This is a genomic window from Pseudomonas sp. P65(2024) (assembly GCF_057480955.1).
On record NZ_JBLIYX010000005.1, the window covers coordinates 57,858 to 70,599 of the forward strand.

Annotated in this window: 14 protein-coding genes; 6 read left to right on the forward strand and 8 right to left on the reverse strand. The window is 64.5% G+C overall.

Annotated elements, in window-relative coordinates:
* Positions 1-13 precede the first annotated feature (13 nt).
* Positions 14-1,417, forward strand: coding sequence for an aminoacyl-tRNA deacylase and HDOD domain-containing protein (locus tag AC25MA_RS09305; RefSeq protein WP_213884090.1), 1,404 nt, complete (start codon positions 14-16; stop codon positions 1,415-1,417).
* A gap of 104 nt (positions 1,418-1,521) precedes the next feature.
* Here the strand turns inward: AC25MA_RS09305 and AC25MA_RS09310 are convergent, their stop codons facing one another.
* From AC25MA_RS09310 to AC25MA_RS09325, 4 genes are all read right to left on the reverse strand, one after another.
* On the reverse strand, positions 1,522-1,896 hold the full coding sequence (locus AC25MA_RS09310) for a hypothetical protein (protein WP_050707542.1): 375 nt from the start codon (positions 1,894-1,896) through the stop codon (positions 1,522-1,524).
* Between the two features lie 134 nt (positions 1,897-2,030).
* Positions 2,031-2,327 carry an HU family DNA-binding protein gene (locus tag AC25MA_RS09315; protein WP_028689960.1) on the reverse strand — a complete coding sequence of 99 codons (297 nt, stop codon included), beginning with the start codon at positions 2,325-2,327 and terminating at the stop codon, positions 2,031-2,033.
* A 188-nt stretch (positions 2,328-2,515) separates the two neighbouring features.
* Positions 2,516-3,664: an NAD(P)/FAD-dependent oxidoreductase gene (locus AC25MA_RS09320; RefSeq protein WP_486971973.1), complete on the reverse strand. Its 1,149-nt coding sequence runs from the start codon at positions 3,662-3,664 to the stop codon at positions 2,516-2,518.
* A gap of 33 nt (positions 3,665-3,697) precedes the next feature.
* On the reverse strand, positions 3,698-3,865 hold the full coding sequence (locus tag AC25MA_RS09325) for a rubredoxin (protein WP_028689962.1): 168 nt from the start codon (positions 3,863-3,865) through the stop codon (positions 3,698-3,700).
* 188 nt (positions 3,866-4,053) lie between these two features.
* Between AC25MA_RS09325 and AC25MA_RS09330 the strand changes: the two genes are divergently transcribed.
* Together AC25MA_RS09330 and ubiA are read left to right on the forward strand one after the other, a co-directional pair.
* Positions 4,054-4,611: a chorismate--pyruvate lyase family protein gene (locus AC25MA_RS09330; RefSeq protein WP_241411284.1), complete on the forward strand. Its 558-nt coding sequence runs from the start codon at positions 4,054-4,056 to the stop codon at positions 4,609-4,611.
* Complete coding sequence (gene ubiA, locus AC25MA_RS09335) at positions 4,611-5,501, forward strand: 4-hydroxybenzoate octaprenyltransferase (protein WP_241411282.1); 891 nt, start codon at positions 4,611-4,613, stop codon at positions 5,499-5,501. The genes AC25MA_RS09330 and ubiA overlap by 1 nt, the downstream gene beginning before the upstream one ends.
* A gap of 117 nt (positions 5,502-5,618) precedes the next feature.
* On the opposite strand, the gene AC25MA_RS09340 is transcribed toward ubiA, so the two are convergent.
* Positions 5,619-5,990, reverse strand: a complete 372-nt coding sequence (locus AC25MA_RS09340) for a COG4315 family predicted lipoprotein (RefSeq protein WP_182324011.1) — start codon at positions 5,988-5,990, stop codon at positions 5,619-5,621.
* Between the two features lie 174 nt (positions 5,991-6,164).
* On the opposite strand from AC25MA_RS09340, the gene phoB reads away from it, so the two are divergent.
* From phoB to AC25MA_RS09355, 3 genes are all read left to right on the forward strand, one after another.
* Complete coding sequence (gene phoB, locus AC25MA_RS09345; protein WP_003253341.1) at positions 6,165-6,854, forward strand: phosphate regulon transcriptional regulator PhoB; 690 nt, start codon at positions 6,165-6,167, stop codon at positions 6,852-6,854.
* 72 nt (positions 6,855-6,926) lie between these two features.
* A complete protein-coding gene (gene phoR / locus AC25MA_RS09350) occupies positions 6,927-8,198 on the forward strand; it encodes a phosphate regulon sensor histidine kinase PhoR (protein WP_232108952.1) in 1,272 nt (423 codons plus the stop codon).
* Between the two features lie 128 nt (positions 8,199-8,326).
* A complete protein-coding gene (locus AC25MA_RS09355) occupies positions 8,327-9,667 on the forward strand; it encodes a hemolysin family protein (RefSeq protein WP_028689967.1) in 1,341 nt (446 codons plus the stop codon).
* A 32-nt stretch (positions 9,668-9,699) separates the two neighbouring features.
* Here AC25MA_RS09355 and AC25MA_RS09360 read toward each other — a convergent pair whose 3' ends face one another.
* The 3 genes from AC25MA_RS09360 to phoU form a co-directional block, all read right to left on the reverse strand.
* Entirely contained in the window at positions 9,700-10,599 is a 900-nt protein-coding gene (locus AC25MA_RS09360) for a peptidoglycan DD-metalloendopeptidase family protein (RefSeq protein ID WP_028689968.1), read from the reverse strand.
* A 206-nt stretch (positions 10,600-10,805) separates the two neighbouring features.
* The gene (locus AC25MA_RS09365; RefSeq protein WP_028689969.1) at positions 10,806-11,717 is read right to left on the reverse strand and encodes a response regulator; all 912 of its coding nucleotides are present in this window, start codon (positions 11,715-11,717) and stop codon (positions 10,806-10,808) included.
* A 163-nt stretch (positions 11,718-11,880) separates the two neighbouring features.
* Entirely contained in the window at positions 11,881-12,651 is a 771-nt protein-coding gene (phoU, locus tag AC25MA_RS09370; protein ID WP_023630537.1) for a phosphate signaling complex protein PhoU, read from the reverse strand.
* Positions 12,652-12,742: the final 91 nt, after the last annotated feature.

Consider the following 12,742-nt stretch of genomic DNA (forward strand, 5'->3'; position numbering starts at 1 on the left):
TTGGATACAGGCCATGACTGAAGTTGCCCTGGATACCGCAACCCTACACGCACCGTCTGTCATCCGGCTGTTGCTCGACAAGCTCGGCGTCAGCTTCCGCGAGGTGCCCGAGCACCCGGGGCTGCCGGCCGCCTCGCGGGTGCAGGCCGTGCTGCTCGATGACGAGATCGGTGCCTTGATGGTGCTGTTCCCGCAAAGCCAGTTGCTGGACCTCAAGCGCCTCGAGGAACTGACCGGGCGCAAGCTCAAGGCCGTGCCGCTGGAGCGCCTGAAGCAGATGCTCGACAAGCATCACCTCAAGGCGCTGCCGGCGATTCCCGCCCTGACCAGCTCGCCATGCCAGTACGAGAAGAGCCTGCTCGACAACGAGACGCTGCTGATCCAGTCCGGCGAAACCGGCCTGCTCCTGGAAATCGGCAGAACCGCCTTCAAGAAGATGCTGTTCAAGGCCAGCGCCAGCACGTTCGGCCAGCAGATCAGCGAGATTCGCCTCAGTTTCGACCAGTTGGACGGCCCTCCCAAGGAAGTCATCCGCGCCGTCCAGGCCTTCACCGCCCGTCGCATCCAGCAACGCCTGGAACAGACCATCGAGATTCCGCCGCTGGCCGACACCGCGCAAAAGATCATCAAGCTGCGCGTCGACCCCAATGCCAGCATCGACGACATCACCGGCGTGGTGGAAACCGATCCGGCCCTGGCCGCGCAGGTGGTCAGCTGGGCTGCCTCCCCGTACTACGCCTCACCCGGCAAGATTCGCTCGGTGGAAGACGCCATCGTCCGCGTGCTGGGCTTCGACCTGGTGATCAACCTGGCCCTGGGCCTGGCGTTGGGCAAGACCCTGAGCCTACCCAAGGACCACCCGCAGCAGGCCACGCCATACTGGCAGCAGTCGATCTACACCGCCGCGGTGATCGAGGGCCTGACGCGCGCCATGCCACGTGCCGAGCGCCCGGAAGCGGGCCTGACCTACCTGGCCGGCCTGCTGCACAACTTTGGCTACCTGCTGCTGGCCCACGTCTTCCCACCGCATTTCTCGCTGATCTGCCGTCACCTGGAGGTCAACCCGCACTTGTGCCACAGCTATGTGGAACAGCACCTGCTGGGGATCAGCCGTGAACAGATCGGGGCCTGGCTGATGAAGCTGTGGGACATGCCCGATGAGCTGTCCACAGCCCTGCGTTTCCAGCACGATCCGGCGTACGACGGCGATTATGCGGCATTCCCCAATCTGGTGTGCCTGGCGATGCGCCTGCTGCGCGCCCGGGGGATCGGTTCAGGGCCCAAGGACGAGATCCCGGATGCCCTGCTCGAGCGCCTGGGGCTGAGTCGGGAGAAGGCTGAAGAGGTGGTGAACAAGGTGCTGGAGGCCGAGGCCCTGCTGCGCGAGCTGGCGTCGCAGTTCCACACGCCGCACTGAGAGGTGGGGCGCCCTGCGCCCCTTTCGCCGGCAGGCCGGTTCCCACAGGGATGGTGCAAGCCTGCGCATCATGGGAACTGGCTGCCAATGCAGGTCCGGCGATTTCAGGCCTTCTTCTTTGGTTTCAGGTACTTCATCAAGCCCTGGAACCAGATCACCAGCGCCGGATTGCCCTTGATCTGGATGTTCTTCTCCTGGATCCCCTGCATGAACGCCAGCTGCTTGTTACCGGCTTGCAGCGTGGCAAAGCCATAAGCGGCGTCCTTGAACGCGATGGCGAAGGCCGGCTGCGGGTGCAGGCCGCCCTTGCTGCTGATGCGCAGGTCCTTGACGATGAAGTGCCGGGCAACCTTGCCGTCGAGCGTCTGCATCTGGAAGACCAGGTCCTTGTCCTGCAGCTGCTGCTGGAACGCCGGGTTGTTGCGGCTGGCCTTGGCCATCAGCAAGCCCATGGCCCAGAGAAGAAAGCGAAACTTCATCAACACGCCTCGAATGAAAAGTGACTGAGTCGCGCAGTTTATCCGTTTCTCGCCCTGTTTATGCAAGTTCGCCGCATTTGCTTACCAGAAACGCAACGGGCGCCTCCAGGCGCCCGTCGGGTGAAGCTGTCCGGTCACTTTTTCTTGGCAGGCTTGGCAGGTACGTTGACGCTGTCACGCAGGCCCTTGCCAGGTTTGAAGGCGACAGTGTTGCTGGCCTTGATCTTGACCGGCTCGCCGGTCTGCGGGTTCTTGCCGGTGCGGGCGCCACGGTGGCGTTTTTCGAAGGTGCCGAAACCGACCAGGGTGACGGTGTCCTTGTCGAGCGCGCCGGTGATGCTGTCGAGAATCGCGTTCAGGACCTGGTTGGCCTTTTCCTTGGTCAGATCGGCCTTTTCGGCGATGACGGCGGCGAGTTCTGGTTTACGCATAGTGAAGCCTCTTTGACGGGATTTCTTGTTGTTATGCCGTGCTGCCGGAGGGAGCAGCGTTCAAGGCACCGCAGGCTCTAGGCTGCGGCAGACGCCAGTGAGGATGGCACGCCCACCGGGGCCGCGCCAGTATCTGGGCGGCCATTGTCGCGGCAAGAACAGGATAATTCCGACAGAACGCCCGCCATTTACGCCATCAAGGGCGGCAACTGGCGATTCAGCGCCAGTTTCTCCATGACCGCGCCGCCGGTCAGGGTATAACCCAGCAGCTGGCCATCGGCGCCGTGGCAGAGCACTTTCAGGTCGGCGCCGCTGCCCTCGACCACCCAGCTGCCCTCGTGGCCGGGCGGCACCGGGGATACCACCAGCGGACAGGCCGGGGTCTTCACGGTAACCGGCATCGGGCCGTAGGCCACCGCGGTCGGGTTGCCGGCCAGGGTCTGGGCCAGGGCACGGGCGCAGGTCATCAGCGGCATGACGTACAGCAGGTTGATCCCGTCGACCTCGGCGCAGTCGCCCAAGGCGAAGATATTGGCGTGGGAGGTGCGCAGCTGGCGGTCCACCACCACCCCACGGTTGACCTGCAACCCCGCCGCTGCCGCCAGGTCGGTGCGCGGGCGCAGGCCGATGGCCGATACCACCAGGTCGCAGGGAATCACGCTGCCATCGGACAGGTGCGCATCGAGCGCCTCGCCTGCGCGTTGCAGCCGGGTCAGCACCGGACCGAGATGGAAGCGAACGCCCAGCCCTTCCAGCCCCGCCTGCACGGCTGCGGCGGCAGCCGGATGCAGCAGGGTCGGCATCACCTGCTCACAGGGGGCGACGACCTGGCACTGCAGGCCGCCGAGGCTGAGGTCGTTGGCGAATTCGCAACCGATCAGGCCGGCCCCGAGGATCAGCACCCGCTGCTTGCCCGCGGCGGCGGCGCGAAAGCGTGCGTAGTCTTCCAAGTCGTTGATCGGAAAGATCAGCTCGCCCGCATCGCCTTCGACCGGTACCTGCACGGTCTGCGCGCCCCAGGCCAGCACCAGATCGCGGTATTCCACCGCCTCCTCGCCGATCCACAGGCGCTTGTGGCCTGGGTCGATGCCGCTGATGCGGGTGTGGGTGCGAATCTCGGCCTTGAGCTGCTCGGCCATGGCACCCGGTTCGGCCATGCACAGGCCGTCGGCGTCCTTCTGCTTGGCGAAGCCGGTGGACAGCATGGGCTTGGAGTAGGAGCGACCGTCGTCGGCGGTGATCAGCAACAGCGGCGTGTCGCCGTCGAGCTTGCGAAACTCTCGCGCCAGGTTGTAGCCGGCAAGGCCGGTACCGATGATCACCACGGGGGACGTCATGTCGTGCGTTCCTTCTTCAAGCCAGGGTTGCGATCAGCCGATGGCGATCATTTCGAAATCACTCTTGCCGACGCCGCAGTCGGGGCACAGCCAGTCTTCCGGTACGTCCTCCCAGCGGGTGCCAGGGGCGATGCCGTCGTCCGGCCAGCCTTGGGCCTCGTCGTAGATCAGGCCACAGACAATACATTGCCACTTCTTCATTTACTGCTGTTCCTCGGTCAGGCTACAGGGTGCGTTGCAATTGATGGCATCGGCGCGGGGCAAGCCCGCAAGGAGACCACCGTGCAATCTCTGGTCGGCTTTTGTACTGGCCCTGCTGGCAGTATGCAAGCCACGATGGCAAACATGCTAAGCTCGCCGCCTCTCTGGCCTGTATCAAGCATACCGACGTGCCGTACGAAACCCCGCAAGCAGCCGCGGTCGCGTGGCTGGCGTATCCGCAGCTGGCGACCACCCTCGACCAGCCGACCCTGGGCTGGCTGTTCGACCAAGGCTCCCTGACCCGTCGCCTCACCCGTCTCTCCCACGACCACTTCAGCGTCACCCCCCTGTTCGAGGGCTGGCAGCCCCTGCGCGACGACGAATGCGCCGCCTTGGGCCTTGCCCTCGGCGCGCAGGGCTGGGTCCGCGAGGTCTACCTGCGCGGCCATGGCCAGCCGTGGGTGTTTGCCCGCAGCGTGGCCAGCCGCACGGCGCTGGAACGCGGCGGGCTGGACCTGGAGACCCTGGGCAGCCGCTCGCTGGGCGAACTGCTGTTCTGCGACCAGGCGTTCGTCCGCCATCCGATCGAAGTGTGCAGTTATCCACAGGGCTGGCTGCCCGTGGAGGTCGCCAGCGCCGGGTTGTGGGGACGCCGCTCGCGCTTCGAGCGGGACGGCCTCGACCTGCTGGTGGCCGAGGTGTTCCTACCCGCCCTGTGGCATGCGGCCAAGGAGGAGAACCGCTGATGTACCTGCAACTGCTCAAATCGCTCAACTGCGTGCACCCACGAGCCTGGGACTTCATCCAGCTGAGCCGCATGGACCGCCCGATCGGCATCTACCTGCTGCTGTGGCCGACGCTGTCGGCGGTGTGGATCGCCGGCAACGGCTCGCCGACCCTGGCCAACGTGCTGATCTTCGGCCTCGGCGTGGTACTGATGCGCGCCGCAGGCTGCTGCATCAACGATTTTGCCGACCGCAAGGTGGACGGCCACGTCAAGCGCACCGCCGACCGCCCGCTGGCCAGCGGCCGGGTGAAACCCCGCGAAGCGCTGGTGCTGTTCGCCCTGCTGGTGGGGCTGAGCTTCCTGCTGGTGCTGTGCACCAACGCCACCACGGTGTGGCTGTCGTTCGGCGCGGTCGCCCTGGCGTTCTGCTACCCGTTCATGAAGCGCTATACCTACTACCCGCAGGTGGTGCTGGGCGCGGCGTACTCTTGGGGCATCCCGATGGCCTTCACCGCCGCGGGCGGCGAGCTGCCGGCCAGTGCCTGGCTGCTGTACATCGCCAACCTGCTGTGGACAGTGGGCTACGACACCTACTACGCCATGGTCGACCGCGACGACGACCTGAAGATCGGCGTGAAATCCACCGCCATCCTGTTCGGCGAGGCCGACCGGGTAATCATCCTGACCTTGCAGTTGCTGTCGCTGGGCTGCCTGCTGCTGGCGGGCAACCGCTTCGAGCTGGGCGGCTGGTTCCACTTGGGGCTGCTGGCGGCGGCGGTGTGCTTTGCCTGGGAGTTCTGGTCGACGCGCAAGCTGGATCGGGAGTCGTGCTTCAAGGCGTTTCTGCACAACCATTGGGCGGGGATGCTGATCTTTGGCGGGGTGGTGCTGGATTACGCGTTACGCTGAAAGCCTTTGGGGCTGCTTTGCAGCCCTTCGCGACACAAGACCGCTCCTACAGGGGGCCCACTTACCTGTAGGAGCGGCCCTGTGCCGCGAAAGGGTCGCAAAGCGACCCTGGCAATCTCATGGCTTGGCGATATGCCAGACGCCCTTCATGCCATCGCCGGTGGTCTCCCCGGCCTTCTTGTCCTTGACGAAGGTGTACAGCGGCTTGCCGTCATAGGCCCACTGCATCGAGCCATCCTCTCGGGTGACGTGGGTCCACTTGTCCTTCGGCGCCTCATCGTCCTTCTTCACCATCAACGGCGGCCAGTTCTTGGCGCACTCGCCGTTGCACATGGACTTGCCGCCAACATCCTTGTCGAAGGTGTACAGCGTCATGCCGTCATGATCGACCCACATGCCGTCCTTTTCCATGGCGTGATGAGCCGACGCCACCCCCGGCACTGCCAGCGCAGCGCAAAGGGCCATCCAGCTCAGCGTATGTCGTGTCATTGGAATCACCATTGTTTCGGGGGTGGATTGAATGTCCGCACCGCCTTCGCGGCCCCCTGAAGCCTAGTCCAGTCACGCAATGTCGCCAGAATGGCCAACACCCTGTCACACAGCTGCAATAATTCCGTTATCTAATGCGGGCCAAGACACCGTTCCTGGGAGAGGTAATTGAGCATGGTTGGCAGAAACATTCTGATCGTCGACGACGAAGCGCCTATCCGCGAGATGATCGCCGTTGCATTGGAAATGGCCGGCTATGACTGCCTCGAGGCCGAGAACTCGCAACAGGCCCACGCCATCATCGTCGACCGCAAGCCGGACCTGATCCTGCTCGACTGGATGCTGCCGGGCACCTCGGGCATCGAGCTGGCCCGCCGCCTCAAGCGCGACGAGCTGACCGGCGACATCCCGATCATCATGCTCACCGCCAAGGGTGAGGAGGACAACAAGATCCAGGGCCTGGAGGTCGGCGCCGATGACTACATCACCAAGCCGTTCTCGCCCCGCGAGCTGGTGGCGCGCCTGAAGGCCGTGCTGCGCCGCACCGGCCCGAGCGACAGCGAGGCGCCAATCGAAGTCGGTGGCCTGCTGCTCGACCCGATCAGCCACCGCGTGACCATCGACGGCAAGCCGGCCGAGATGGGTCCCACCGAATACCGCCTGCTGCAGTTCTTCATGACCCACCAGGAGCGCGCCTACACCCGTGGCCAGCTGCTCGACCAGGTCTGGGGCGGAAACGTCTACGTCGAGGAACGCACCGTCGACGTGCATATCCGTCGCCTGCGCAAGGCGCTGGGTGAAGCCTATGAAAATCTGGTACAAACCGTCCGCGGCACCGGCTATCGCTTCTCGACCAAGAGCTGATCGAAGCCCCGGCGCCCGCTGTACAAGGACTGTCAATTGAACCAGAACTGGCACGCGACCCTGATTCGCCACATGCTCCTGCTGATCACCGTCTGCCTGATCGGCGGGCTGGTCAGCGGCTACTATGGCTGGAGCCTGGCCATCGGCCTGGCCCTGTATTTGGGCTGGACGTTGAAGCAACTGCTGCGCCTGCACGACTGGCTGCGCAACCACCAGCCCGACGAGGCGCCACCCGACGGCTACGGCCTGTGGGGCGAGGTGTTCGACAGCATCTACCATCTGCAGCGCCGCGACCAGCGCGTGCGCGGCCGCCTGCAGGCGGTGATCGACCGGGTCCAGGAGTCCACCGCCGCCCTGCGCGACGCGGTGATCATGCTCGACAGCGAAGGCAACCTGGAGTGGTGGAACCGCGCCGCCGAGACCCTGCTGGGCTTCAAGACGCCGCAGGACGGCGGCCAGCCGGTGACCAACCTGGTGCGCCATCCGCGCTTCAAGGAGTATTTCGAGTCGGACAACTACGCCGAGCCGCTGGAGATTCCGTCGCCAATCAACGACCGGCTGCGCGTACAACTGCACCTGACCCGCTACGGCAACAACGAACACCTGATGCTGGTTCGCGACGTGACCCGTATTCACCAGCTGGAACAGATGCGCAAGGACTTCGTCGCCAACGTTTCCCACGAGCTGCGCACGCCGCTGACGGTGATCACCGGTTACCTGGAGACGCTGCTGGACAACGTCGAGGACGTGAACCCGCGCTGGAACCGCGCCCTGCAGCAGATGAGCGCGCAAGGCTCGCGCATGCAGACCCTGCTCAACGACCTGCTGCTGCTGGCCAAGCTCGAGGCCACCGACTACCCCTCCGACAACCAGCCCGTGTTGGTCGACACCCTGCTCGGCGCCATCAAGAACGATGCCCAGGCCCTGTCCGGCCCGCGCAATCAGCGCATCAGCCTGGAGGCGACGCCTGGCATTCGTCTAAAGGGCAGTGAGTCTGAGCTGCGCAGCGCGTTCTCCAACCTGGTGTTCAACGCGGTCAAGTACACCCAGGACGAAGGCAATATCCGCATCCGCTGGTGGGCCGACGAACAGGGCGCGCACCTGAGCGTTCAGGACTCGGGGGTGGGGATCGAGGCCAAGCATCTGCCACGCCTGACCGAGCGCTTCTACCGGGTCGACTCCAGCCGAGCGTCGAACACCGGCGGCACCGGGTTGGGGCTGGCGATCGTCAAGCATGTGCTGATGCGCCATCGCGGGCGGCTGGAAATCAGCAGCGTGCCGGGGCACGGCAGCACCTTTACCTGCCACTTTGCGCCGGCGCAATTGGTCGCAAACAAGGCCTGACAGTACCGGGGCTGCTTTGCAGCCCTTTGCTTTTAAGGCTCCAGCCGCTACATTGGATCCCCCGTGCCAGCCATCGCTGGCACTTTTTTTCTCTCCATTGCAAAGACGGACCCCGTAAAAACTCCATCATGGACCCTTCCCCTGGTATCAGCCTCACCTCGTTGTTCGCCGATTTCGGCATGATTCTCTTCGCCTTGTTCCTGGTGCTGCTCAACGGCTTCTTCGTTGCCGCCGAGTTCGCCATGGTCAAGTTGCGCTCCACCCGAGTCGAAGCCATCGCCGAGCTGCACGGCTGGCGTGGCAGCATCCTGCGCAAGGTGCACAACCAGCTCGACGCCTACCTGTCGGCCTGCCAGCTGGGCATCACCCTCGCCTCCCTGGGCCTGGGCTGGGTCGGCGAGCCGGCCTTCGCCCACCTGCTCGAGCCGCTGCTGGCTGCCGTGGGCGTGGACAGCCCGGAGCTGATCAAGGCGATCTCGTTCTTCGTCGCCTTCTTCGTGATCTCCTACCTGCACATCGTCGTCGGCGAGCTGGCGCCCAAGTCCTGGGCGATCCGCAAGCCCGAGCTGCTGTCGCTGTGGACGGCCGTGCCGCTGTACCTGTTCTACTGGGCGATGTACCCGGCCATCTACCTGCTCAACGCCAGCGCCAATACCATCCTGCGCATCGCAGGCCAAGGCGAGCCCGGGCCGCACCACGAGCACCACTACAGCCGCGAGGAGCTCAAGCTGATCCTGCACTCCAGCCGCGGCCAGGATCCGAGCGACCAGGGCATGCGCGTGCTGGCCTCGGCCGTGGAGATGGGCGAGCTGGAAGTGGTCGACTGGGCCAACTCCCGCGAGGACATGGTCAGCATCGACGCCCATGCGCCGCTGAAGGAAATCCTCGCCCTGCTGCGCCGCCACAAGTTCAGCCGCTACCCGTTGTATGACGCCGAGCGCGAGGAATTCACCGGTCTGCTGCACATCAAGGACCTGCTGCTGGAGCTGGCCGAGCTGGACCACCTGCCCGAGACCATCGACCTTGAAGACCTCGCCCGTCCGCTGGAGCGCGTGTCACGGCACATGCCGCTGTCCCAGTTGCTGGAGCAGTTCCGCAAGGGCGGCGCGCACTTCGTGCTGGTGGAGGAAGCCGATGGCAAGGTGATCGGCTACCTGACCATGGAAGACGTGCTGGAAGTACTGGTCGGCGATATCCAGGACGAACACCGCAAGACCGAGCGCGGCATCCTCGCCTACCAACCCGGCAAGCTGCTGGTGCGCGGTGATACGCCGCTGTTCAAGGTCGAGCGCCTGCTGGGTGTCGACCTGGACCATATCGAAGCGGAAACCCTTGCCGGCCTGGTCTACGAGACCCTCAAGCGCGTGCCCGAGGAAGAGGAAGTACTCGAGGTCGAAGGCCTGCGCATCATCATCAAGAAGATGAAAGGTCCGAAGATCGTGCTGGCCAAGGTGCTCAAGCTCGATTGATCCTTTGGGGCCGCTTTGCGGCCCCAAAAGCCTCAAGGGTTGCCGGCAGTGAAATCCGGCAACCCGTTAATCGGTCGGTCGAACTGGTACGGTATCGACTCCAGCGCCAATCCCACATTGCGCTGCACCACGAAATGCAGGTGCGGCCCGCTGCTGTTGCCGGTGTTGCCCGATTTGGCAAGCGCCTGTCCCTGGGCCACCCGCTGGCCCTCGCCCACCACCACCGAACCACGCATCAGGTGCAGGTACACGCCCATGGTGCCGTCAGGGTGCAGGATCCTGACGAAATTGCCCGCCGGGTTGTTGCCCCGCCCGCTCTGGTTGTTCTCGATCTTCACCACCACCCCACCCCGCGCCGCGATAATCGGTGTGCCCTCGGGCATGGCGATGTCCATGGCGTAGCGGCCCTTGGGCCCGAAATGGCTGAACCGGCCATTGGGGCCCTGGCTCAGGCGAAACGGTCCGCCCTTCCAGGGAAAGGGATAGCGATAGCCCTGCGGGCGCTGCCCCGGGTCGCCCATGGCATAGCGAAACTGGGTGTCGTACCTGAGGCTGCCCCCCTGGCGGGCCTGGACCACACTGAGCACCTGGGTCGAGCGCGGCGGCACCAGGCGCCGGACGATACGCGGGGCATTACCGCCCTGGGCATTGGCCAGGCGCTCCACACGCAGCTCCACCTCCATGGGTACGAACAGTTCATTGCGAGCGACAAAGCGCACGCCACCGGCAAAGGGCTCGGTTTTCAGGCGAACCTGGCCATCCAGGCGCTCGACCATGGGCTCACGAAACACGAAGGCCTTGGCCCCAGGGCTCGGGCGATCGGAATAGGAGACCACGCCGAAGGTGTCGGTGGTCTTGTAGACGGTCATGGCCAAGCTCGACGCCGAGGCCGTGAGCAAGGCACAGAACAGCAGGAGGCGGGCGGGCGGCATGATAGTGGCTTTTTGACAGTTGTGTTCTGTCGAAGCCTAGCAGCCGAATTTGAGAGGGATATGACAGTTGGTCGGGCGAAGTGCCGGATGGGTAACGTGGGAGCGGGCTTGCCCCGCGATGACGACGGTGGCCATACCATCGCTATCGCGGGGCAAGCCCGCTCCCACAAAATCCGCTCCGACCTGTCGCGGTGCTCAAGCGGCCATCAAGCCCCGGGCGTGAAGTGCTTCTGCGCCGTGCCGCGGGCAATCAGTCGCGACAGGTAGTCGAGCTTCTGCGCATCCTGGTCGACGAACTTGAAGGTCAGTTGCAGCCAGTCGCTCTCAGGCTTGGGCTCCAGCGCCGCAATAGCGTGCAGGTAGCCATTTAGCCGCGCCGTTTCGGCATTCTCGCCTTGCTCCAGGTCCAGCACCGCGCCTTCGAGCACCTGTGGCAGGTTGGTGCCGCGACGCACCACCAGCAGGGCTTCCTTGAGGCTCAGGGCCTTGATCATGCACGGCTGGGTTCCGCTGGACAGCCGCAGTTGGCCTTGGCCACGACCAGCCTGGGCCGCCGCAGCGGCGGTCTTCGGCGTGGGGGCGTTGATCAGAGGCTTGGCCGCCGCGGCCACAGGCGCGGCGGCGGGTGCGGTTACCTTGGCCGCGTCTGGACGACCGCCGGTCAGGGCGCTGAGCGAGTCGTTGGCGAACGCCGAGTTGACTCGCGCCGGCGCGCTGGACATCAGGCTGTCGAGCTTGCCGATCTTGGTCAGCGACTTCTTCACCTTGGTCAGCAGCTGCTCGTTGGTGAACGGCTTGCCGACGAAATCGGACACACCGGCCTGGATGGCCTGGATCACGTTTTCCTTGTCACCACGGCTGGTCACCATGATGAACTGCATGGTCTTCATCTCTTCCTGCTGGCGGCACCAGGTCAGCAGTTCAAGGCCGGACATCTCCGGCATCTCCCAGTCGCACAGGACCAGGTCGAAACGTTCCTTGCTCAGCATGGCCATGGCCTTGCGGCCATTGACCGCGTCCTCGATCACCATGCCGGGGAAGGCATTGCGCAGGCACTTCCTCACCAGGTCGCGGATGAACGGGGCATCGTCCACGACCAGCACATTCACTTTACTCATCGATATTCCTCTTGAATCCCGGCTAGCATACCGCCGACTGATGGCCATTTGCCAAACCACTGGTCACGCCGGGACTTCTCACACGGTTCGCGGGTGCCTGCTGGTGCTCGACCGCAAACGAAAACGCCCGGCGGTTGCCGGGCGTTCATGCTCGGGAGCAATCCTATTTATCGTCCGGTTCAGCCGGAACATTAGCGATTTCGCCCTCATCGAACGCTTCGCCCTGCACCTCGGCCTTCATGCGCTTAAGGCCCATGTGGCGCACGTCGGTGCCGCGCACCAGGTAGATCACCAGCTCCGAGATATTGCGCGCGTGATCGCCGATGCGCTCCAGCGAACGCAGGGCCCAGATCACGCTGAGCACGCGGGAGATCGAGCGCGGGTCTTCCATCATGTAGGTGACCAGCTCGCGCAGCGCGGTCTTGTATTCACGGTCGATGGTCTTGTCGTACTGCGCCACCGACAGCGCCAGGTCGGCATCGAAACGGGCGAAGGCGTCCAGCGCGTCGCGAACCATGTTGCGCACCTGGTCGCCGATGTGGCGCACTTCGACGTAGCCGCGCGGCGACTCGCCTTCCTCGCACAGCTGGATGGCGCGGCGGGCAATCTTGGTCGACTCGTCGCCGATGCGCTCCAGGTCGATCACCGACTTGGAGATGCTGATGATCAGGCGCAGGTCGGAGGCCGCCGGCTGGCGACGGGCGAGGATGCGCACGCACTCCTCGTCGATGTTGCGTTCCATCTGGTTGATCTGTTCATCGACCTCGCGCACCTGCTGGGCGAGGCCCGAATCGGCCTCGATCAGCGCGGTGACGGCGTCGTTCACCTGTTTCTCGACCAACCCGCCCATGGCCAGCAGGTGGCTGCGCACCTCCTCGAGTTCGGCGTTGAACTGCTGGGAGATGTGGTGGGTAAGGCTTTCTTTGTTGATCATCGTTTCGCTCCGCGAAGCAGCTGCAAGCTTCTAGTCGTTCGTATCGTTCCCTGGCAAGAAGAATCCATTGTGGGAGCCTGCCCCCACGGGT

Coding starts and splice junctions, on each gene's coding strand:
- ubiA (WP_241411282.1), top strand. CDS start 4,611: ATGTACCTGCAACTGCTCAAATCGCTCAACTGCGTGCACCCACGAGCC.
- AC25MA_RS09340 (WP_182324011.1), bottom strand. CDS start 5,990: ATGACACGACATACGCTGAGCTGGATGGCCCTTTGCGCTGCGCTGGCA.
- AC25MA_RS09325 (WP_028689962.1), bottom strand. CDS start 3,865: ATGAAGAAGTGGCAATGTATTGTCTGTGGCCTGATCTACGACGAGGCC.
- phoU (WP_023630537.1), bottom strand. CDS start 12,651: ATGATCAACAAAGAAAGCCTTACCCACCACATCTCCCAGCAGTTCAAC.
- AC25MA_RS09360 (WP_028689968.1), bottom strand. CDS start 10,599: ATGCCGCCCGCCCGCCTCCTGCTGTTCTGTGCCTTGCTCACGGCCTCG.
- AC25MA_RS09355 (WP_028689967.1), top strand. CDS start 8,327: ATGGACCCTTCCCCTGGTATCAGCCTCACCTCGTTGTTCGCCGATTTC.
- AC25MA_RS09310 (WP_050707542.1), bottom strand. CDS start 1,896: ATGAAGTTTCGCTTTCTTCTCTGGGCCATGGGCTTGCTGATGGCCAAG.
- phoR (WP_232108952.1), top strand. CDS start 6,927: ATGCTCCTGCTGATCACCGTCTGCCTGATCGGCGGGCTGGTCAGCGGC.
- AC25MA_RS09320 (WP_486971973.1), bottom strand. CDS start 3,664: ATGACGTCCCCCGTGGTGATCATCGGTACCGGCCTTGCCGGCTACAAC.
- AC25MA_RS09365 (WP_028689969.1), bottom strand. CDS start 11,717: ATGAGTAAAGTGAATGTGCTGGTCGTGGACGATGCCCCGTTCATCCGC.
- AC25MA_RS09315 (WP_028689960.1), bottom strand. CDS start 2,327: ATGCGTAAACCAGAACTCGCCGCCGTCATCGCCGAAAAGGCCGATCTG.
- phoB (WP_003253341.1), top strand. CDS start 6,165: ATGGTTGGCAGAAACATTCTGATCGTCGACGACGAAGCGCCTATCCGC.
- AC25MA_RS09305 (WP_213884090.1), top strand. CDS start 14: ATGACTGAAGTTGCCCTGGATACCGCAACCCTACACGCACCGTCTGTC.